Source organism: Lentibacillus saliphilus (assembly GCF_019093865.1).
Lineage (GTDB): Bacteria > Bacillota > Bacilli > Bacillales > Amphibacillaceae > Lentibacillus_B > Lentibacillus_B saliphilus.
This window is the reverse complement of sequence record NZ_JABJXD010000003.1, coordinates 352,270-372,507: the sequence shown is the minus strand read 5'-3', so window position 1 is coordinate 372,507 and position 20,238 is coordinate 352,270. Positions and strand designations below refer to the sequence as shown.

The 20,238-nt window shown below is 39.4% G+C and carries 21 protein-coding genes; 15 read left to right on the top strand and 6 right to left on the bottom strand.

Annotation, left to right across the window (positions count from 1 at the left end; genetic code table 11):
* Window positions 1-47: 47 nt before the first annotated feature.
* Window positions 48-359 carry a PepSY domain-containing protein gene (locus HPC67_RS08205; RefSeq protein ID WP_217587062.1) on the bottom strand — a complete coding sequence of 104 codons (312 nt, stop codon included), beginning with the start codon at window positions 357-359 and terminating at the stop codon, window positions 48-50.
* A 274-nt stretch (window positions 360-633) separates the two neighbouring features.
* On the opposite strand from HPC67_RS08205, the gene HPC67_RS08200 reads away from it, so the two are divergent.
* Both HPC67_RS08200 and HPC67_RS08195 read left to right on the top strand, forming a co-directional pair.
* A complete protein-coding gene (locus tag HPC67_RS08200; RefSeq protein ID WP_217587061.1) occupies window positions 634-1,701 on the top strand; it encodes a M42 family metallopeptidase in 1,068 nt (355 codons plus the stop codon).
* A 46-nt stretch (window positions 1,702-1,747) separates the two neighbouring features.
* Window positions 1,748-2,254 (top strand): DUF84 family protein, encoded by a 507-nt coding sequence (locus HPC67_RS08195; RefSeq protein WP_217587060.1) that lies wholly within the window; start codon window positions 1,748-1,750, stop codon window positions 2,252-2,254.
* Window positions 2,255-2,289: 35 nt separating this feature from the next.
* On the opposite strand, the gene HPC67_RS08190 is transcribed toward HPC67_RS08195, so the two are convergent.
* Complete coding sequence (locus HPC67_RS08190) at window positions 2,290-2,730, bottom strand: YtoQ family protein (protein WP_217587059.1); 441 nt, start codon at window positions 2,728-2,730, stop codon at window positions 2,290-2,292.
* A gap of 296 nt (window positions 2,731-3,026) precedes the next feature.
* Here HPC67_RS08190 and HPC67_RS08185 point away from each other — a divergent pair, with 296 nt between their 5' ends.
* The 8 genes from HPC67_RS08185 to HPC67_RS08150 all read left to right on the top strand — a co-directional run bounded on the left by HPC67_RS08185 (window position 3,027) and on the right by HPC67_RS08150 (window position 9,390).
* Window positions 3,027-3,545 carry a hypothetical protein gene (locus HPC67_RS08185; protein ID WP_217587057.1) on the top strand — a complete coding sequence of 173 codons (519 nt, stop codon included), beginning with the start codon at window positions 3,027-3,029 and terminating at the stop codon, window positions 3,543-3,545.
* A 90-nt stretch (window positions 3,546-3,635) separates the two neighbouring features.
* Window positions 3,636-3,950, top strand: a complete 315-nt coding sequence (locus tag HPC67_RS08180; RefSeq protein ID WP_217587055.1) for a thioredoxin family protein — start codon at window positions 3,636-3,638, stop codon at window positions 3,948-3,950.
* 29 nt (window positions 3,951-3,979) lie between these two features.
* Window positions 3,980-4,783: a DUF1444 domain-containing protein gene (locus tag HPC67_RS08175; RefSeq protein ID WP_217587053.1), complete on the top strand. Its 804-nt coding sequence runs from the start codon at window positions 3,980-3,982 to the stop codon at window positions 4,781-4,783.
* Window positions 4,784-4,796: 13 nt separating this feature from the next.
* Complete coding sequence (gene ytpR / locus HPC67_RS08170; RefSeq protein ID WP_246569828.1) at window positions 4,797-5,399, top strand: YtpR family tRNA-binding protein; 603 nt, start codon at window positions 4,797-4,799, stop codon at window positions 5,397-5,399.
* A gap of 256 nt (window positions 5,400-5,655) precedes the next feature.
* The gene (locus HPC67_RS08165; protein WP_217587051.1) at window positions 5,656-6,765 is read left to right on the top strand and encodes a nicotinate phosphoribosyltransferase; all 1,110 of its coding nucleotides are present in this window, start codon (window positions 5,656-5,658) and stop codon (window positions 6,763-6,765) included.
* A 139-nt stretch (window positions 6,766-6,904) separates the two neighbouring features.
* Window positions 6,905-8,221 (top strand): UDP-N-acetylmuramate--L-alanine ligase, encoded by a 1,317-nt coding sequence (gene murC / locus HPC67_RS08160; RefSeq protein ID WP_217587050.1) that lies wholly within the window; start codon window positions 6,905-6,907, stop codon window positions 8,219-8,221.
* Between the two features lie 284 nt (window positions 8,222-8,505).
* Entirely contained in the window at window positions 8,506-8,907 is a 402-nt protein-coding gene (locus tag HPC67_RS08155) for a DUF948 domain-containing protein (RefSeq protein WP_217587049.1), read from the top strand.
* A gap of 27 nt (window positions 8,908-8,934) precedes the next feature.
* Window positions 8,935-9,390 carry a YtxH domain-containing protein gene (locus HPC67_RS08150; protein ID WP_217587048.1) on the top strand — a complete coding sequence of 152 codons (456 nt, stop codon included), beginning with the start codon at window positions 8,935-8,937 and terminating at the stop codon, window positions 9,388-9,390.
* Between the two features lie 73 nt (window positions 9,391-9,463).
* On the opposite strand, the gene HPC67_RS08145 is transcribed toward HPC67_RS08150, so the two are convergent.
* On the bottom strand, window positions 9,464-11,605 hold the full coding sequence (locus HPC67_RS08145; RefSeq protein WP_217587047.1) for a cell division FtsA domain-containing protein: 2,142 nt from the start codon (window positions 11,603-11,605) through the stop codon (window positions 9,464-9,466).
* Window positions 11,606-11,821: 216 nt separating this feature from the next.
* Between HPC67_RS08145 and HPC67_RS08140 the strand changes: the two genes are divergently transcribed.
* From HPC67_RS08140 to HPC67_RS08120, 5 genes are all read left to right on the top strand, one after another.
* Window positions 11,822-12,901, top strand: coding sequence for a bifunctional 3-deoxy-7-phosphoheptulonate synthase/chorismate mutase (locus tag HPC67_RS08140; protein WP_217587046.1), 1,080 nt, complete (start codon window positions 11,822-11,824; stop codon window positions 12,899-12,901).
* Window positions 12,902-12,986: 85 nt separating this feature from the next.
* Complete coding sequence (gene ccpA / locus HPC67_RS08135; protein ID WP_217587045.1) at window positions 12,987-13,985, top strand: catabolite control protein A; 999 nt, start codon at window positions 12,987-12,989, stop codon at window positions 13,983-13,985.
* Window positions 13,986-14,033: 48 nt separating this feature from the next.
* Window positions 14,034-14,855: a flagellar motor protein MotP gene (motP, locus tag HPC67_RS08130; RefSeq protein WP_217587043.1), complete on the top strand. Its 822-nt coding sequence runs from the start codon at window positions 14,034-14,036 to the stop codon at window positions 14,853-14,855.
* Window positions 14,845-15,624 (top strand): flagellar motor protein MotS, encoded by a 780-nt coding sequence (motS, locus tag HPC67_RS08125; protein ID WP_217587041.1) that lies wholly within the window; start codon window positions 14,845-14,847, stop codon window positions 15,622-15,624. Before motP ends, motS begins: the two co-directional genes overlap by 11 nt.
* A 365-nt stretch (window positions 15,625-15,989) precedes the next feature.
* Window positions 15,990-17,387 carry a murein hydrolase activator EnvC family protein gene (locus tag HPC67_RS08120; protein WP_217587039.1) on the top strand — a complete coding sequence of 466 codons (1,398 nt, stop codon included), beginning with the start codon at window positions 15,990-15,992 and terminating at the stop codon, window positions 17,385-17,387.
* 289 nt (window positions 17,388-17,676) lie between these two features.
* Here the strand turns inward: HPC67_RS08120 and HPC67_RS08115 are convergent, their stop codons facing one another.
* The 3 genes from HPC67_RS08115 to HPC67_RS08105 all read right to left on the bottom strand — a co-directional run bounded on the left by HPC67_RS08115 (window position 17,677) and on the right by HPC67_RS08105 (window position 20,230).
* Entirely contained in the window at window positions 17,677-17,892 is a 216-nt protein-coding gene (locus HPC67_RS08115) for a hypothetical protein (protein WP_217587038.1), read from the bottom strand.
* Window positions 17,893-17,996: 104 nt separating this feature from the next.
* Window positions 17,997-18,731 (bottom strand): aspartate/glutamate racemase family protein, encoded by a 735-nt coding sequence (locus HPC67_RS08110; RefSeq protein ID WP_217587037.1) that lies wholly within the window; start codon window positions 18,729-18,731, stop codon window positions 17,997-17,999.
* A 17-nt stretch (window positions 18,732-18,748) separates the two neighbouring features.
* The gene (locus HPC67_RS08105; RefSeq protein WP_217587036.1) at window positions 18,749-20,230 is read right to left on the bottom strand and encodes a UDP-N-acetylmuramoyl-L-alanyl-D-glutamate--2,6-diaminopimelate ligase; all 1,482 of its coding nucleotides are present in this window, start codon (window positions 20,228-20,230) and stop codon (window positions 18,749-18,751) included.
* Window positions 20,231-20,238 lie beyond the last annotated feature (8 nt).

Here is a 20,238-nt window from a genome sequence, read left to right as displayed (position 1 = left end):
GTTTTCCCCACCAACGTCATTTATTGTACAACCCACTTTTTCTGTTCTTACGTTTGTGTCGCGTCAATGACGGCGCCTGTTTCTTGATCGACATGAAATTCGTATTGTTTGTTTTCGCCATCTACATTTCGTGTTACGCCACCACGGTAAGCGGTGTACAACAGACCGTTTTTTTCAACTTCTTCAGGCTTCATATAAATCCACGATCCGCTAATTGGCCCCTGACGTTTAAAGGTTTCTTTTGCATTGTCCAAAGCTTTTTCGGGTGTTATTTTTTGCAAGTCCTCCTGAAGTCGTCTAGCTGTATAGCCGGCTGCTACACCAAGTCCTGCTGCAAGCATCATTTTTTTAACGCTCATATGATCACCTCTAACTTTAGTTTAAAAATCACTTATCATGTCTATATGTTCAGCTGGTTCGAAAAGCAATAATAGTCATGTTGCAGTGTAAGTAGTGTCAGCATAGTCAAATAGATGAAAATGCGAGACGGTTGCTTCGTCTTTTCGAACATACATTACTAGTATACCAAATGTCATGAGAATGCAAAATGATAAGTTAAAAAAGGGGAACAGTGGAAAGTTATGATGATTTTAGTTTATACTAATTAAAGCACATATTAATGGGGGAACGAATATGAACCAAGAAACAATGTCCTTATTTAAGACGTTAACAGAGCTTCAAGGCGCACCGGGAAATGAACATCATGTGAGAGCTTTTATGAAACAAGAATTAGGATTATATGCCGACGAAGTGATTCAGGATAACCTTGGCGGCGTATTTGGTGTGAGACATGGACAAGGTCCAAAAGTCATGGTAGCCGGTCATATGGATGAAGTCGGCTTTATGATTACACAAATTACAAAGAATGGTATGCTCAGATTTCAAACGTTAGGTGGTTGGTGGAATCAGGTCATGCTTGCTCAAAGAGTACAGATTATGACTGATAATGGACCTGTTATTGGCGTGATCGGTTCTATTCCACCTCATAATTTAACACCAGAGCAACGTAAAAAGCCGATGGATGTTAAGCATATGCTGATCGATGTTGGAGCGGATGACCGAGCGGATGCAGAGAAAATTGGTATTAAGCCTGGGCAAGCTGTTGTGCCTCTCTGTCCTTTTACGCCTATGGCAAATGAGAAAAAGATAATGGCTAAAGCATGGGATAACCGTTATGGATGTGGATTGGCGATTGAACTATTAAAGGAAATCCAAAACGAAACTTTGCCAAATCAGCTTTTCTCTGGTGCGACTGTTCAAGAGGAAGTCGGACTGCGCGGCGCACAAGTTGCAGCCAATATGATTGAGCCAGATGTGTTTTATGCACTAGATGCGTCACCAGCTAATGATACGGCTGGGGATGAGAATGCTTTTGGACAATTAGGTAAGGGTGCTTTACTCCGGATATTTGACCGTACGATGATTACACATCGTGGCATGCGTGAATTTGTTCTTGATACAGCGGAATCACATGACATTCCATATCAATATTTCATTTCTCAAGGTGGAACAGATGCAGGTCGTGTTCATACGGCTGGTGAAGGTGTTCCATCAGCAGTCATTGGTTTATGCTCTAGGTATATTCATACGTCAGCCTCAATTATTCATGTTGATGATTATGCTGCGGCGAAAGAATTGCTCATTAAGCTTGTCAAATCAACTGATCAAAACACAGTAGACCTCATCCGCAAAAATAGTTAATACGTGTCTATTAGTGTTATTTTTACGTTATGGAGGGCTTAGCAACATGAAAATAAGAGCAGGATCAAAAAACAAAGCAAAATTATTAGCCATCCGTACTGGTTTTCCTGAGGCCGACGTAGAAGGCCACTCAGTTCCTTCAAATGTATCAGCGCAACCGATCACTGATGAAGAAACGCTTCAAGGCGCTATTAATCGTGCGACACAGTGTGCAGATAATACTTCTGGTACATACGGGATCGGACTTGAAGGTGGTGTCATGGAGCTTGGCGGACACCTGTATGTTTGTAATTGGGGTGCATTGGTAACACCATCAGGTGATTTATATACAGCTTCAGGGGCGCGAATTAAGCTTCCAAAGGGATTTAAAAGCCTCCTTGATGGTCAAGAAGAACTAGGTCATTTGATGGATGTATATACGAAAAAGGAAGACATTAGGCAAAATGAAGGGGCTATCGGTATTTTTACGAATCAGCTCATGACTAGAAGTGATATGTTTGCTCATGTCGTCATACTTTTACGTGGACAGTTGGAATATAATAGTAAGTTTTAAAACAAAACACAGCGGTGATTCACCGCTGTGTTTTGTTATTCATAAATATAAGCGAGTACGTCCAAGGCTTGGTCAACTGTTTCAACAGTCACATTTGCCTTATTTGATAATTCTTTAAGGGGGTGAATTAACGACTCAGGCCTAATAATAATGGTTGGTTTGTTTAAGGAAATTGCAGCACTCGCATCCATAGCGGTATTCCATTGCTTATACTGTTCTCCGAAGAGTGCAATAACAATATCAGCTTTTTTCATAAGGACCTCAGTACGGAAATTGTTAATGCTGGATGCGGCATCGTCTCGATAGACTTTTCCAGGCTGTTTACCGATAATGTCCTCTCCGATCGCATCTGATTTGTCATGATTTGTTTGTGGTGCTACAAAGTTTAATGGGAGATTTTTTTCTTCAGCCTTTTTCTTTAATTCATCACGCCAATTATCATGTATTTGTCCAGCAAGATATACAGTTAGTTCCATGTTATCCCTCCAAGTATTCAATCTATCTTCATTTTACTGGATAATGTAGTGTCTCGCCAAGCATAGCCCCTTTTACTAATAAAAAAATGTGATGAGTCATGTAAATCAATTTACCTGATAGGCACTTGCAATCTTGAGATATCGTGAAATGCGGTGTTATTTGACTCAGTAAAAAAAATATAAGATGATTAGAGGGGCATTAGTTCCTGTAATAGTAGGCGGTATTCTTGTCAAATAGAAAAAAAATAGTATCATAAAAATAGGGTAAAAAGAACTAGTACGAAAGGGTGGTACCGTTGCGATGTTGGAAAGGTTTATTAATGATCACAGTCGTATGTTTTAGTGTTGTTTTAGTTGGTTGTTCTCAAAGCGAGGAAGATGCGCTTAAGGATGCTGAGAACAATGCAGAGGAAGCGTTCAACAAGGAGAATGCACCTCAGCCGAATTACACTGGTGAAGACTCCTTCGCATTTTATTTGCCAGAGTCACTTAAAGTCGTAGATGAAGATGCAAGCAATGTAATTCTTGAGGATGAAGATCATACATATATTGTGTTCTATAACAATCTTGAAGATCCTACAAGTACTTTGAATTTCGAATCAGCTAAAGATTCTGAAGCAGTAGTGTATCAGTCATTCAAGGATGAGAAAAAGTTTGGCTATATTCGTATTATGTCTAGCGGAGAAGAACAGTATGAGATCCAAATCGGTGTTGGTGGTGCCAAAATTACAACGATGACATCAAAAGAAGACCTTGATGACCAAGCTGACATGCTAATGCGAATTGCGCGCTCAATCGCTATTGAAAAAAAGTGAGTCTTAAAGGACCGTCAAACTAAACATCCAAACAGCTTGGTTGATTCCATAAGGCAACATGGCTATTATAGTGTGGGGAGTTGATAAAAAATGAAAATCATTCAATCAAAGGATGAATTTAAGACATACATTAATAAAGATCAGGTTATTGCATTATTTACGGCCGACTGGTGTCCTGATTGTCGTGTAATCGAGCCAGAGCTGCCTGAAATCGAACAACATTTTCCGAATTACACGTTTATCTCAATTGATCGAGATGCGTTTATTGATGTATGCCAGGATTATGATATATTCGGTATTCCAAGCTTCATTGCGTTCCGTAATGGAGAAGACATAGGGCGTTTTGTGAGTAAAGACCGTAAAACAAAAGAACAAATTATATCCTTTATACAAAGCTTGTCATAGATAAGCCTAGATGGAAGGAGGAATATAATATGACGATGACAAGTGTCAAGCTAAGCCGTATACTTGATGAGCGACTGCAAAACGGAGATGTGCGAACGTCGTTTAATCGTGACAAGGATACGTATCGAATTGAATGGAATCAATCCAAAGAAGGCATAACGATTACGCTTCCAAACGTTATCGCTAAATTTAACCTTAAAGGTGACGAAGCAATTGATGAACTCGTTGATCACGTTCAAGAAGCGATGAGGATTATGAATGAGGACTATGAACTGACAGGGATGGAGAAGCATATTTATCCAGTCATTCGTGCAACATCGTTTCCTGATACAACCCAATCTGGGGTAAAACTTGTCTATAAAGACCACACAGCGGAGACGCGCATTTTTTATGCGCTCGATTTAGGGAAATCATACCGTTTAATAGATGAAGCATTGCTGGAAAAGGAAGGTTGGACGCCAGCACGAATTGATGAGATTGCCGGATTTAATATGCGTTCTTTGCCTGCAGTACCAAAGCATGACCGTGTCGCCGAAAACGACTTTTATTTTATTGCGACGCAGGATGGCTATGATGCGAGTCGCATATTAAATGACGCTTTTTTAGAAGAGATGAAAGCTTCTGCTAAAGGAGAACTAGCAGTTGCAGTTCCACATCAGGATGTCTTGATTATTGCTGATATCCAGAATAACACAGGATATGATATACTGGGACAGATGACGATGAAGTTTTTCGCTGAAGGGCGGATACCGATTACGTCATTGCCATTTATTTATGAGGATCAAACGCTAGAACCGATATTTATACTAGCTAAAAACAAACCTAGAAAGTAAAGGATGATTGTGATTGGACGTATTCTATAATCCTAAAGGCATTGGTGATGTATTAATGATCCCTCTTGAGGAGGGCGATCGATACGATATCATGCATGAAACAGTTGGCGATATTACACGTGTAGTAACTAAAAAGGGCCAGGTGCTCGGCTATAATATATTTAATGCATCTGCTCATTTTAAATTAGAGCAAACTGGACAGATCACTTTGACGAATTCACTTCTTCAACAAATAAAACAGTTGTTCCAACAAAATGGGCTGAAGGATTCCCTTGATTTTGATTTAAGTCCGAAGTTTGTCGTCGGTTTTGTGAAAGATAAAACCCCGCATGAGAATGCTGACAAATTAAGTGTTTGTCAAGTTGATACTGGCGATGAGATGCTCCAAATCGTCTGTGGAGCACCGAATGTTGCAGCAGGTCAGAAGGTTGTCGTTGCAAAGGTAGGTGCTGTTATGCCAGGTGGGATGAAAATCAAAGCAGCTCAATTAAGAGGCGTCCCGTCCTCTGGAATGATCTGTTCACAGAAGGAATTAGGAATGCCAAATGCGCCACAAGAAAAAGGAATTTATGTGCTTGACGATCATTATCAGGTAGGTCAAGTATTCTCATTTTAAAGAAGTAACAACCCGTGTCTTGGACTTGGGTTGTTTTCAATGTTTAGATCTATTTATTTGTAGAAGGTATGTTGGAGTGGTATGATTTCTTGAAAATCATCCATCATAATTACATAAAAGGCTCACATGTGTGACATCCATGTTATGATACATACATTATAAAGATTAAGTAGGAAAAGTTATTAATAACTTGTTTCGTTCAGTTTGTTTGTATATGATGAAAGAAAATCATCGATGATAAGGAGTCGCTCGGATTATGAAAGAAATAGAACAAAAACTTAGCGGGGAAATTTCACGTTTGACAAATAAAACGTTTAAATTTGATAAACGCATTAAAGAAGGCTGGTTTTCAGCTGTTTATTTTCTAAAAACGAAGGAAATTGCCGAAAAAAAGCTACCTAACAATTATATCACGATGCAATTTTTTCAAAAGAGTCATGATGCTGTTTTATGTGGAACAGATGAAGCAATTGCACTTGTCCATACGTTCGCTGACCAGCCAGAAACCCTTGAAATTCATTCGTTAAAAGATGGTGATAAAATTTCACCGTTTGAATCTGTTTTGACTATTTCTGGTGCATATCAGCAGTTTGGCTTCCTTGAGGGTATTATTGACGGGATTTTGGCCAGAAGAACATCTGTTGCAACAAATGTATATAATGTGGTAAAAGCCGCCTCTAGTTCTGGGGAACAAAAACCAATCATTTTCATGGGTGATCGTGATGATCATTATACACAACAAGCAGGAGATGGGTATGCTGCCTTTATTGGAGGATCAACCGCTCAAGCGACTCATGCGATGAACGAATGGTGGGGAAAGCAAGGAATGGGAACAATGCCCCATGCGATGATTCAAATGTTCCGTGGTGATGTTGTCGCTGCTTCTCGCGCATATCATGAAATGTATCCCGAGGATGAATTGGTCGCACTTGTCGACTATAACAATGATGTCATTACGGATTCCTTGAAGGTGGCACACGCATTTGGAGATGCGTTAAAGGGCGTCCGTGTAGACACCTCTCGTACACTTGTGGATAAGTATTTTCTCCGTAATCACCATCTTATGGGGACGTTTGATCCGCGAGGGGTCAATCCTGAACTTATGTTCGCACTCCGAAAAGCACTTGATGAAGCAGGATTTGAACATGTGAAAATTGTTGTCAGTGGTGGCTTCTCCGAAGAACGTATTCGATATTTTGAACAGCGTGGTGTGCCAGTAGATATGTACGGTGTCGGTGGCAGTCTATTGAAAATTAATATTGGCTTCACAGGAGACAATGTGTTACTGAATGGTACACCAGAAGCAAAAGAAGGGCGTCGTTATCGACCGAATCCACGACTAGAACGTGTTAATGATCTAAGCTAGGTTTCAATTAATGAAGAAGCATTTGAATTCAACGATTACATTTTATTTATAACCGGGTTTTGCTATAATAATGAGCATACTCAATTGTGGTATCCTTTGAACAGGATTCGTCCACTTATATATTTGGAGGTTCTTTTTTATGACAACTTACCATTTTATTGGTATAAAAGGCACTGGAATGAGTGCCCTTGCCCATATTTTGCATGATTCAGGTGAACGGGTGCAAGGATCTGATGTGGAAAAGCGTTTCTTTACCCAAACAATGCTTGAACAAAAAAACATACCATTTTTCCCTTTTTCAAAAGATAATATTAAGGACGGCATGACGGTAATCGCCGGTAATGCATTTTCCGATAATCATCCAGAGATAAAGGCAGCTAAGCAGCTCGGGCTTAAATTTTATTGGTATCATGAGTTCCTAGGTGAATGGCTCAAGCAATATACGAGTATTGCTGTTACAGGTGCTCATGGAAAAACATCAACAACAGGCTTACTAGCGCATGTGCTCGGAGAAACGTATCCAATTTCGAGCTTGATCGGAGATGGAACAGGGGAAGGCCATGTCGATAGCAAGTATTTTGTGTTTGAAGCGTGTGAATACCGTCGACACTTTCTTGCCTATGAACCTGATTATGCTGTTATGACGAACATTGATTTCGATCATCCGGATTATTTTAGAAATATAGATGACGTTTTTGATGCATTTCAATCAATGGCCGACCAGGTCAAAAAAGGCATTATTGCTTGCGGAGATGATGAAAAGTTACAGCAGCTAAAAACAAAGGTCCCTGTGATGTATTACGGTTTTGCGGATACGAATGATTTTCAGGCAAAGCATATCAATGCAACGGCAGACGGTACGACATTTGACGTTTTCGTTCGTAATGAATTTTATGATACATTTACAATTCCAATGTATGGTAACCATCATGTGTTAAATGCTTTAGCTGTAATAGCAATCTGTCACTATGAAGGTATGAAAGCAACCGATATTAAAAAATTGAACACATTTCAAGGTGTTAAACGTCGGTTTAGTGAAAGACAGCACGGAGATCAAATGATCATTGATGATTATGCACATCATCCAAAGGAAATTGCTGCTACAATCGAGTCTGCTCGTAAGAAGTATCCTGAGCAGTCTGTTATTGCTGTTTTTCAACCACATACATTCACGCGAACAAAAACATTTTTACAAGAGTTTGCTGATAGCTTAAATGAGGCAGATCATGTTTACTTATGTGATATTTTTAGTTCTGCCCGAGAGGATATTGGTGAGCTGACCATTAAAGATTTGCAGCAGCTCATTCCAGGAAGTCAGCTGTTAGATGTGACGGATGTCCATCATCTTGCCCAACATAAACAGGCGGTGCTCATTTTTATGGGCGCAGGGGATATTCAAAAATTTGAAGAAGCTTATATTTCATCGACCTTAGGTAAGGATATGACCGGTAGCTAGGGCGCCATTTATAAAGAGTCTTGTTTAATGACTGGACTCTTTATGTTTGCCCTGAATCAAACAAATCATATAAAATTTAATAAAGAATCACTGCATTTTCATCGAAATCAGCTTGTGAAAAGTATATAGTAGTGGTAACGGGATGTCTTAAATTGGACGAGTCTCAGTATGAACATTTATGTTTCATGTTAACAGCTTTTGGGTAATACAATTAATAGAGATGTTTGTTCAATTTAACACCCCCTTAAGCAATACTTACAAAAATAGAGGAGATGATGGAGCAGATGGAGGATTTATTGTATATTTCGGCATTAATTGCAGCAGTTGCTTTTGGGGTTCTTGTCGTGTATCTTGCTTTGACGTTGAAAGCTACAACACGAACGATGAACAATGTTGCTAATACACTTGAAGGTCTCGAAAAACAATTACAAGGTATTACATCAGAAACGACTGAACTGCTTGTTAAAACAAATCGCTTGGCAGAAGATATTAACGTTAAAACTGAAAAGCTGAATTCACTTTTTGATGGTATTAAAGGAATAGGAGATACAGTTAAGGAGTTTAATCAAACGTTAAATGAAATATCAACAAATATCTCCAAGAAAGCAACGAAAAACCAGGACAAGGTTTCGCAAGCTGTAAAATGGGGAACAGCAGCAGTGGACTTATGGAAAAAGAGAAAGTAAATATAAATTAATATAGGAGGGAATTATATGGGAGACAATAATAACTTGAATACGAAAGATTTTATGATTGGAACACTCATCGGTGGTATTGTTGGTGCTGCAACTGCATTGCTACTCGCACCTAAATCAGGTCGTGAATTGCGTCAGGATATTAACGAAGGTGCCTCACAGCTTAGAGACCGTGCTGATGAGTGGAAGGACATTGCCTATGTGAAGGGCACAGAGTGGAAAGATAAAGCATACGAAAAAGGATATGAGCTCAAGGACAAAGCGTATGAAACAGGCTCAGATCTAAAGAGCAAGGCCGTTGAAACAACTTCACAAGTAACTCAAAATTTATCAGAAAAGACAAAGGAAGTTACGGGCAAGGTCCAGGAAAAAATGGCTGAAAAGCGTAAAGCTGAGGACGAAGCCATCGATGCTGTTGAAGAAGTCGCATCTGACCTTGAAGAAGCAGCAAAGGAAGTAGAAAAACAACAGTAAAAGAAAGAACAAAAAGCGGGATGGTAGCGCGTTATGAACGATGCTATCATCCCGCTTTTTTTATAGTTCTTTCCTAGTCTGCATCCCATTGGATGGAAAGTTGATCTCCATTCATTATTACATCTGTAAAAGAAGCGGGTTCATCGTTTTTTATAAGTGTGAACCGTCCTTGTTTATGAGTCAGATCGATATTTACATAACGAAATACATCTTGAAAAATAAATGCATCACATTGTAAGTCTGTAATCTTAATATGATCCTGTGACAGTAATTCCGTTTGAACATCAATTGATTGACCGTCTCTCGTCAATTCAATTTTAGGCTGTTGTAATTCAACGGCTTCATCATTGAATGTCACCTTAATCACCTCATGCGAAGAGTGACCTAGCTTGTTTAAAACGTCTTGTACAATCGGTTTTTTGGCTTCTTTAATGACAATTCGATCATTCGCATGGAGCCGATCATCAACGGTTGCGCGTTTTTCATTTAACCATATTTGTGTACCACTCGTTTCCAGCATGACCTGTTTATGATTCGCATAAACGACGATAGGCTCTTTATGGAGGACTGTATCTGATGCATAATGCGCTAAAAATGCGCCAATCGTTCTCGGATAAGTTAGCGTAATATCATCTTTGTCGTTAATGATGTATGAGCCAGGTTGAATCGTTTGATTAACGGTATAGGTCGGTTTAATTGTATATTTTTGGTCTTGAAAATATACATGATACACAGGTGCTTCCTCAATCAGTTCATCAATTGTGGCTGATGCAGGCATTCCGGCTAAACCAGCATCTATTGCTATCTGATCACCACTTTTGATCACGTCGTTAACTGTTGCGTCCTTTCCGTTTAATTGTATCTGTGGCTTCTCGCCATATGTACCGGGCAATGTCATTTGTGAACCATTTAATGTAATCACTTTAGCCATGCCTGGCTTCCCATAATATTTCTGAACATCAATGCCTGCTTGCACGAGACAATCGCCTACCGTCAGTTGTTTCATTTCAAACATGCGGATCACTTCACCGTTAACATAGACAGATACATAATGAACTGGATTTGTTTTACCAGAAATGGCAATCCCAATTGGCGTAACAAAATTAGGACCTGTAGGTAAATCCACATTCATTTGTATGTTTTGAATGGCATCAAGACCACGAACAGCTACACGATTTTCGGGTAGTTGAAGCTTGGTAGCGAGTGTTTGTGTTATGGAGGGTGTCAAACTACCACCTCCAACAAGCATAACAGCTTTTGGGGCTTGGCCATTCAGATGAATGATTTCTTCGGCAATTTTTGATGCGAGCTTCTCTATGCTTGAATGGATGTCTTGATTGAGCATTTCTTCCGTGATTGTTGTTTCAAATCCGAGTATGTCTTTGACGACAGCTTTTCCTTCATTGACGATCGTACGCTTCGTAGCTTCAGCAATTGGGAAGTCGAGTAAATAGGCGTCGCTGATTGCTTCCGTTATTTCATCGCCCGCCATTGGTACCATACCGTATGCTGAGATGGTACCATGGCCAGTTAACGCAATGTCACTTGTGCCGGCGCCAATGTCGACGAGGGCAACATTGAGACGGCGCATCGACGTAGGAATGAGTACATTTATGGCTGCAATTGGTTCAAGGGTCAAATCTTCCATTTCAAGATCTGCTCGCTCTAGGGCTGCGAATAAAGATTCAACAACTATGCGCGGAAGAAAGGTCGCTATGATATCGACCGAGCCGACTTGTCCACGCTGATCAATTAAAGAGCCAATCGGTTCATCATCTAAATAATATTGTAAGACAGAGTAACCAACACAATAGAAATGTCTATTGTCAGATTGATCCATCTTACCAGAAGAAGCAAGTGTGAGCTGTGCTTGATGAACAGCACTTAATTCAAGATGTCTAATCGCATCTTCATCTTTTATCATCTGTTCATTTAGTTCGAGGGCTGCCGTTGAACGCACAGTCTTAAGCGCTCTTCCTGCTGCCGCAACACAAACCTTTTTAAGAGGACCGTGCGTTTGTTCCAATGTTTCTTTAACGTCTTTCATAACGGCTGCAACTTCAACAACATGATGAATTTGACCGTCAAGCATGGATCTGACTTGATGTTCTTTCATGCAATAATCGAGTACTGTATATGAATGATGATGTTTTTCAAGGAGCATTCCGGTTACAGATCTAGTCCCTATGTCGAGTGCAAAGATGCGTTCTGTCATCATACTAAATTCCTTTCCTCAAAATTTGCCAAATGTCGTCACTTCCTACACCTTATTGGTGACAAAGAAAAAATTATTAGATATAATTATGATCAGGAGATTTTGGCGATCATATATTTGTGAACTTTATAACTTGGTGATTAACCAAGTTTTTCTATTAAAAATGTACCATACTTTCCGTGAATAATAAACTTCTTCAGGAGGCGAACAGATACATTGAGTAACCATGAGCTTGATGAATTACGTGATCAAATGGACACTATAAACCATGAATTACTACGTTTAATTAATGAAAGAGGGAAGATTGTCCAACAGGTTGGTGAATTAAAACAAAAGCAGAGTATGCATCGATTTGACCCTGTCCGTGAGCGTTATATGCTGAATGATATTGTGAAACGTAATACAGGACCATTTGAAAGCTCTTCAATTGAACATATTTTTAAAGAAATATTTAAAGCGAGTTTAGAGCTGCTTGAAGACGATCATCAAAAGGCACTTCTCGTTTCTCGAAAGAAACAGCCTGAAAATACAGTTGTCACTGTTAAAGGTTGTGAGCTAGGAAATGGTGATGTTCAGTATGTCATGGGCCCATGCGCTGTTGAAAGCTATGAACAAGTGAGACAGGTTGCGCAAGCTGTTCAGAAAAAGGGTGTAAAGCTGTTGCGAGGGGGCGCCTTTAAACCGAGGACGTCGCCTTATGATTTTCAAGGACTTGGATTTGAAGGCCTTAAAATTTTGAAACAGGTTGCTGATGAATTTGATCTTGCAGTTGTGAGTGAAATTGTCAATCCACACCATATTGAAGAAGCACTTAACTATGTGGATGTGATTCAAATAGGCGCTCGTAATATGCAAAATTTCGAGTTGTTAAAGGCTGCTGGAGACATTAATGTGCCTATTTTATTGAAGCGCGGTCCATCGGCAACAATAGCGGAGTTTCTGAATGCTGCTGAATATATTATCGCTAGAGGTAATGGGAATATCATTCTCTGTGAGCGTGGCATTCGCACGTATGAAACAGCAACACGTAATACACTTGATATATCTGCAGTACCTGTTTTAAAGCGAGAAACACATTTACCTGTTATGGTCGATGTCACGCATTCAACAGGGAGAAGAGATTTGTTGCTCCCTGCTGCAAAGGCGGCGATAGCTATAGGTGCTGATGGCGTAATGGCAGAGGTTCACCCTGATCCGGCAGTTGCCTTGTCCGATTCAGCACAGCAGATGGACTTAGACATGTTTCATTCATTTATGGATGAACTGAGTGATATTGAACGCCGATTAAACAAATGAACATCGTTTTAACACGGATTTTTGTGTGCACGTATGATTCAGAGAAATACGTCGATAATGATAACGATTTAAGGAGGCTATACAAATGAATATAACAATTTATGACGTTGCACGTGAAGCAAATGTGTCAATGGCAACAGTATCTAGAGTGGTGAATGGCAATCCTAATGTGAAGCCAACAACAAGAAAGAAGGTCCTTGCGACAATCGAACGACTTGGCTATAGACCGAATGCCGTTGCACGCGGGCTTGCTAGCAAGAAAACGACAACTGTCGGTGCGATTATTCCGGATATATCAAGCATCTTTTTTGCCGAATTAGCTCGAGGCATCGAAGATATTGCAACGATGTATAAATATAATGTTATTTTAAGCAACTCAGATCAGAATAAAAATAAAGAAATTCACTTGATTAACACGATGCTCGAAAAGCAAGTTGACGGTATTTTGTTTATGGGTGGTAATATTACTGAAGAGCATGTTAACCAGTTTTCGAGTGCAAACGTTCCGATCGTTCTGGCTGCGACACATGATGAATCAGAAACACTGCCATCAGTTAATATTGATTATGAAGCGGCAGCCTTCGAGGCAGTAACATCGTTAATTGAGAACGGACATAAACAGCCAGCAATGATAGCAGGGAATGACGATACGGTTATTAATCGCTTAAAGAAAGAAGGCTATAAACGTGCATTACAAACGGCAGGCATAGAGTTCCATGAAGACTTGCTCGTTAAAGGTGATTATTCCTATGATTCAGGGATGGCATGTGTCGGCCAACTGTTCGAATTATCAAATAAACCGTCTGCAGTTTTTGTAGCTTCAGATGAAATGGCTCTCGGTGTTATTCATGGTGCGCAAGACAGAGGGTACCATGTTCCGAACGACATTGAAATTATTGGCTTTAACAATACAAGATTATCGATGATGGTTCGACCAACGTTGACGACTGTTGTTCAGCCTATGTATGATATCGGTGCAGTCGCAATGCGTTTATTGACAAAGTATATGAATAAAGAAGATGTCACAAATAAAAAAGTAATCCTTCCGCATCGAATTGTAGAAAGAGACTCAACAAGTTCTTAAAACAACCGATATAAATGAAAAGTCAACATTGTATCGGGGAGCGAGAATATGAGAAAAAGAGATATATTGACGCCGATTGGCATAACGCTTGGATTTATCATGATAGTCTTGGCGGTCTTGTCCAAAGGTGGCGGGGAAGGCGTTTCGTCATTTTTAGATTTTGCGTCCATATTCGTCGTCATTGGAGGCTTGATTGCTTCATTATTGATTAGCTTTAAAAAAGATCAAATAAAGCTGACAACGAAAGTCATTAAAGAGGCGTTCCATCAAAATGAACAGGGTCTCCCTGATCTTATTAAATTGTTTATCCGTCTTTCCGAGCGTGCTAGACGCGAAGGCTTGCTGGCATTGGAGAATGAGTTGGATGACGTTGATGATCCCTTTATTAAAAAAGGTGTTTTATTGGCCGTAGATGGAATTGAGCCTGATGTCATAAACGATATTATGACAGCTGAAATTACGGCGATGGAAGAACGTCATTATAAGGGACGGGCCATTATTGAAAAAGCAGGTGAATATGCACCTGCTTGGGGAATGATTGGTACGCTTGTCGGTCTTGTATTAATGCTTAACAGCTTAACAGATCCAACAACACTTGGTCCTAATATGGCGGTTGCGTTGCTAACGACGCTCTATGGAACGGTTTTATCCAACCTCGTATTTATTCCAATGGCGGGTAAACTGGAAAGTAAAACAGAAGAAGAAGTTTTTCTTAAGCAAGTGATTATCGAAGGTGTTATTGGTGTTCAATCAGGCCAAAATCCACGCATATTGGAAGAAAAACTGAGCGCATTCTTATCCGAAGATTCAAAGAAACAAATAGACGACGAAGAGCAGGCATTTGCGGGAGAGAATGTCAATGAGGCGTAGGGGCATAAAAAAGCGACAAAGTTCAGGTGCACCAAAATGGATGGTTACATACTCAGATATGGTCACGCTTATTTTAGTGTTTTTTATTTTGTTATTCTCTATGTCTCAAATTGATTTAGTGAAATTCGAGGCAGTGTCAGAATCGTTTCGTAACCGGATGATTTTCGATTTTTTCCCTTCTCCTGTACCGATGGAGAATCCAACGGAGAATCCTAAGCATATGGAAAGTGGGAAAACGACGAATGAATTTAAAGATCCGACTGATGCAAAAAAGCTATTTGAACAAGGTAATGCGGATGATAGATTAAACGCATTAATGCAGGATGTCGAGGATTATCTTGATGAACATGAATTAAACAACGTGATATCTGCTAGCCGCTCAGAACGTGGTGTTGTCCTTGTTTTGCAGGAGTTAATTTTGTTTAACCCTGGAGAAGCTGTTGTGTTGCCTAGTGGCGAGCCTTTCTTAAATAAAATTGGTGAGCTGTTGAAAAACATTCCAAATGAAGTGAAGGTAGAAGGCCATACTGATACACATCCGATGTCCAGTTTCAGGTATCCTTCAAATTGGGAATTATCAGGTGCACGGGCCAGCAGTGTCATCCGTTATTTAATCAATGAGTATGAATTTGACCAGTCACGTTTTTCATTAGCTGGCTTTGGTGAAACGAGACCACTTGTACCAAATGATACACCAGAAAATATGAAGAAAAATCGCCGTGTTGAAATCGTCATAATGGATGTAAACAATCCGGAATCAAGTATGTAACAACTTTTTATCGATCGCCATTGAAGCATTAGAAAAGGACTTGTTTCGCGGAGTATGGGACAAGTCCTTTTTTTGTACGTGCATCATTAAAAAACTAGATATCTAAAATAAGTCGTATCCAATTGATAATTTAATTGATATCTATTCATTCTATTTGAACAATCACCGTCAAATACCTTCCATATTCCTACAAAAGATTACAAACATAACAAATAAATTCGGATTTGAAATATAATTGTAATGTGATTATGTCTAAAAATGCTGCTGAAAAATGGTATACTAGCTTTATAGATTGAATCTATTAATCATGTTTTTCAAGCATGTTTTTACATATTTGATAACTTACATAATTGGGGGGAATTGGCTTGAAAAAAGTAATTCACTACATATTGATTGCGACGTTAATATTAAGTGTCAATGTGTTTCAGCTTGGCCATTCAAGCGCGGAAACGGTTGATAGTGTGACTGATGAAATCAAAGATCTAGAGAAACAACAAGAAGCGTTAGAAAAAGAAAAGAGCGAGCTGAATAGTGAAAAAGGCAGCACAGAAGACAAGATCGAAGCCAACCTTGACCAGCAAGATGAGGTAAAAAGCGATTTAGATCGCATTGACGAAAAATTATCTACAACCCTCTCAACAATTGAATCAAAGGAAAGTGAAATATCAGGCATTAATCAACAAATAAGTGAATTAGAACAGCGTATTTCGGATCTGCAAGCTGAAGTAGATCAATTAAAAGCTGAGACAGAGCAACTAAAAGAAGAAATTGTAGAACTCAGGGAACAAATTCAAAAACGTGAAAAATTGCTTAAACAGCGTGTTCGATCGATTCAAGAAAACGGTGGAACATTAAAATATCTAGAGGTGTTACTCGGCGCCAAGAGCTTCGGTGACTTTATTAGTCGTGTTACGGCTGTGAATACGATTATGGATCAAGACAAATCGATTATGGATGAATTAAGTGTCGATCGTGAAATATTAAAAGAAAAAAGAGTAGAGGTTGAAAAAAAGAAACAGGATGTTGAACAGAAAAAGGCTGAGGTTGAAGAAAAGCACTCAGAAATTGAGCGTCAAAAGACGAAGCTAGAAGAAGAAAGAAGCAAGCTCGTATCTTTGAAGTCAGATCTTGATAGTCAAATGTCTCAAAGAAGTGCGTTGCTCGGAGAACTTGAACAAGAACAACATTTCCTTGAGGAGTATAAGGTCACATTAGCAGAAGAACAGGAAATGATTGCAAAACAAGCAGAAGCAGTTAAAAAAGCAAAACAAATTGCTCAAGAAAAGCTTGAGAATTTAGGCGATAATGGTGATAGTCCATCTGTTGATCCAGGTGGTGCCATGTTTATCTGGCCAGCAGCAGGAAACCGTTCATCCAACTTTGGTTGGAGAATACACCCTATTTACAATGTTAAAAGATTCCATGCGGGTGTAGATGTCGCAGCGCCAGCAGGTACGCCGATTTATTCGTCAGGAAAAGGGACAGGCGTCGTATCTGTCGCTAAATATCATTGGTCTTACGGTAACCATGTTATGATTGTTAATCAGATTGATGGACAGACATATACTACAAATTATGCGCACATGACTCGGTTTGTTGTTAGTCCAGGACAAACTGTCGAGCAAGGACAGCTCATTGGTTATGTAGGAACTACGGGAAGTTCAACGGGGAATCACTTACACTTTGAAATTCATAAAGGCGGTTATAACGGAGTATCACCAGACCGTACAAACGCCGTCGATCCAGGAATCTATTTACCATAATTGTTAAAGTCAAATGGGGCTGGGACATAACTTAATATTTAACACAAAAGACGAATAATGTTCTACATTAGCTCCGAAAATATACGCAGCCCCAAGGTCGTGAGGTATATTTTCGGAGCTGTCATATTGCTTGGATTTAAATGCTCTTATTTAAATCCCGTTTGATTAATTCTTACTTTTAACACATAACAATACATTAAAATATTGATAGAAAACAGCCATACAAAAAAGACATTCAGTTATGTTACTTCGAACTGAATGTCTTTTTTACATATCGTTCCATGATTGGTCATGGTTTGAAGAATTGATTACCGGATTGTGGATTTAATGTTACAGTATACCAGACCTTATTAGACGATGATGGGTCGTGTACAGGTGTAACGTGTGCCCGTGGAAAACGCTGTTTAATATAACGCATTTCTTCCTCTGACAGCCTCAGCTCTCTTTTCAGTATGTCACCCCTAAATGATTCCGTGAAAAATGAATTTAGCTCACGTGTATCCATTAAAACAACCTCCTTCATCAAAGACATCAGTCGGTATTGAAGTCAGCCACATCGGTAAACAACGCTTCCTAACAAGATTACATACTAGCCCCGTTTAAGGTTACTTACGTATTAAGGATGGACGATTTATTCAATGAACCTTTAACCTGCTTGCCAGATTGAATAATCGATTGTTCTACAAGAATATTCATTGGATCAATACAATATGACTGAGCTACATTAGATAACTGAACCGTTGATAATTCTGTGCATCCTAGAATGATGCAGTTACACTGTTCTCTGTTAATCAGGTCGATAATAATGTCATCTAGCTCTTGACCTTTATAGGTTACATCGCTTTTAATGCGATAAATGATTCCCATAATCTTCTTCTGCAGCTCGGTATCAGGTATAAATGGGATCAAATTGTTGGTTAAGCATGCTCGTTCATAGACACCACTTTCAATCGTCCCATCTGTTGCGAGAATCGCAACTTTACTTCCGCTGCCAAAAGATTGCTCAATAAACATCGTCGTTTCCTGTACCATATGAATAATGTTAATGTGTGTCATTTTTTGCATGTCTTTATAAAAATAATGAGAGGTGTTGCACGGGATAGCAATGTTGGCAACACCAGCTGTTTCTAATAATTCGATATCTGGCTGAATGGCCTGTAAAAATAGCTCGGGCGTTTCATTTAAAATACATTCCGTTCTGTCAGGTAATGTTGCATGATTTAAAATAACGATGTCAATGTGGTCCTGATCTTTCTCAGCGCTCGTATGATTAATGATTTTTTCCATAAAAACAGAGGTTGCTTTAGGGCCCATACCGCCGATGATGCCTAGTTTCTTATTCATGTCTACACCACCAAAAATTAAGATGTTATTTGATTGAATTGTTTCGTTTTAATAGCGTCTAAAATGATTTTTGTCTCATTAAAAGGAATGATCTCTGAACCAATGATTTGAGTAGATTCATGACCTTTTCCAGCTAATACAATAGTGTCTTCATCATTGCTCGTTGTGATGGCGTGACGAATTGCTTCTTCACGGTCTTTTATAGATTTGAATGATGCGTCATGTGCTTTCAGTGCGTCACATATGTCGTTCATAATCAGATCTTGATTATGTGTTTTAGGATTGTCTAACGTCACAACGGCATAATCTGCATATTGCGCTGCAACGTTGCCCATACCTTGTCTCTTTTTTCGACCATTAGGACTATCATCAGCATAAACGCCAAACACGAGTATGAGCTGACCTTTAACATATGGCTTAATTGTCTTTAATGTTTGTTTAAGAGCATCCTCAGTGTGGGCAAAATCAATTAAAACTCTGAAGTCATTTTGTTCAAACACGGTTTCCAACCGCCCTTTAATTCCTGTTACACGATCGAGTCCTTCTCGAATTATATCGAGGGAAATGCCATTTACAAAAGCACACGCAATCGCCGCTAAGCTATTATAAACATATATCTCGCCAGGTAGATGAATCGTAATATCAACCTGACCGATCGGTGTATGAGCGGTATATGTCGTTCCATTTACCGAATACTTAATGTCGGTTGGATAGATATGTGCGTTTTGGTGTATTCCATATGTGACGAGCATCTCACGATCAATTTCATCGGCTAATCTCCGACCATACGGATCATCGACATTAATAATGTTAAAGTCCTCTGCTTGGTTGAATAGCTTGGCCTTTGTTCTGAAATATGTTTCCATGTCACCATGTAGTTCAAGGTGGTCTGGTGTGAGATTCGTAAAAATGGCTGTATTAAAGTGTATATGGTTGACTCTTTGTAAATCAATCGCATGTGAAGAGACTTCCATAATGCAGGAAGTGCTATTTCGTTTAACCATTTGCTTTAAAAGCTTTTGAAGCTTAGGTGCTTCAGGTGTTGTTAAATCTGAATGAATCGGTTCATCATTGATCAAGGTACCCATTGTACCAATTAGGCTCGTCTTCTTATGGGCCGCATCAAAAATGTGTTTTATAAAATGTGTAATGGATGTTTTACCATTCGTCCCGGTAATCCCAATCATATTTAATGCTGTTGAGGGGTGTTCGTGAAAATTAGCGGCTACACGTGCTAATGCCTGTCTCGAATTTTTCACCCTAATGTTCGCTACATTGGGAGGAATCTTAATATCCTTTTCAGCAATAATTGCTGCTGCACCACGCTCAATGGCGTGATTAATGTAAGTATGACCATCTGTCACAAAGCCAGTGATTGCGATAAATAAACTTCCCGGCTCTACATCGCTAGAGCGATAGGCAATCGATGTAATATTCCGGTTAAGGTCTCCTGTTGTGCAGATATGAGCCATGTCTTTGATGACTTTAGAGAGGTGCATGTTGTTTC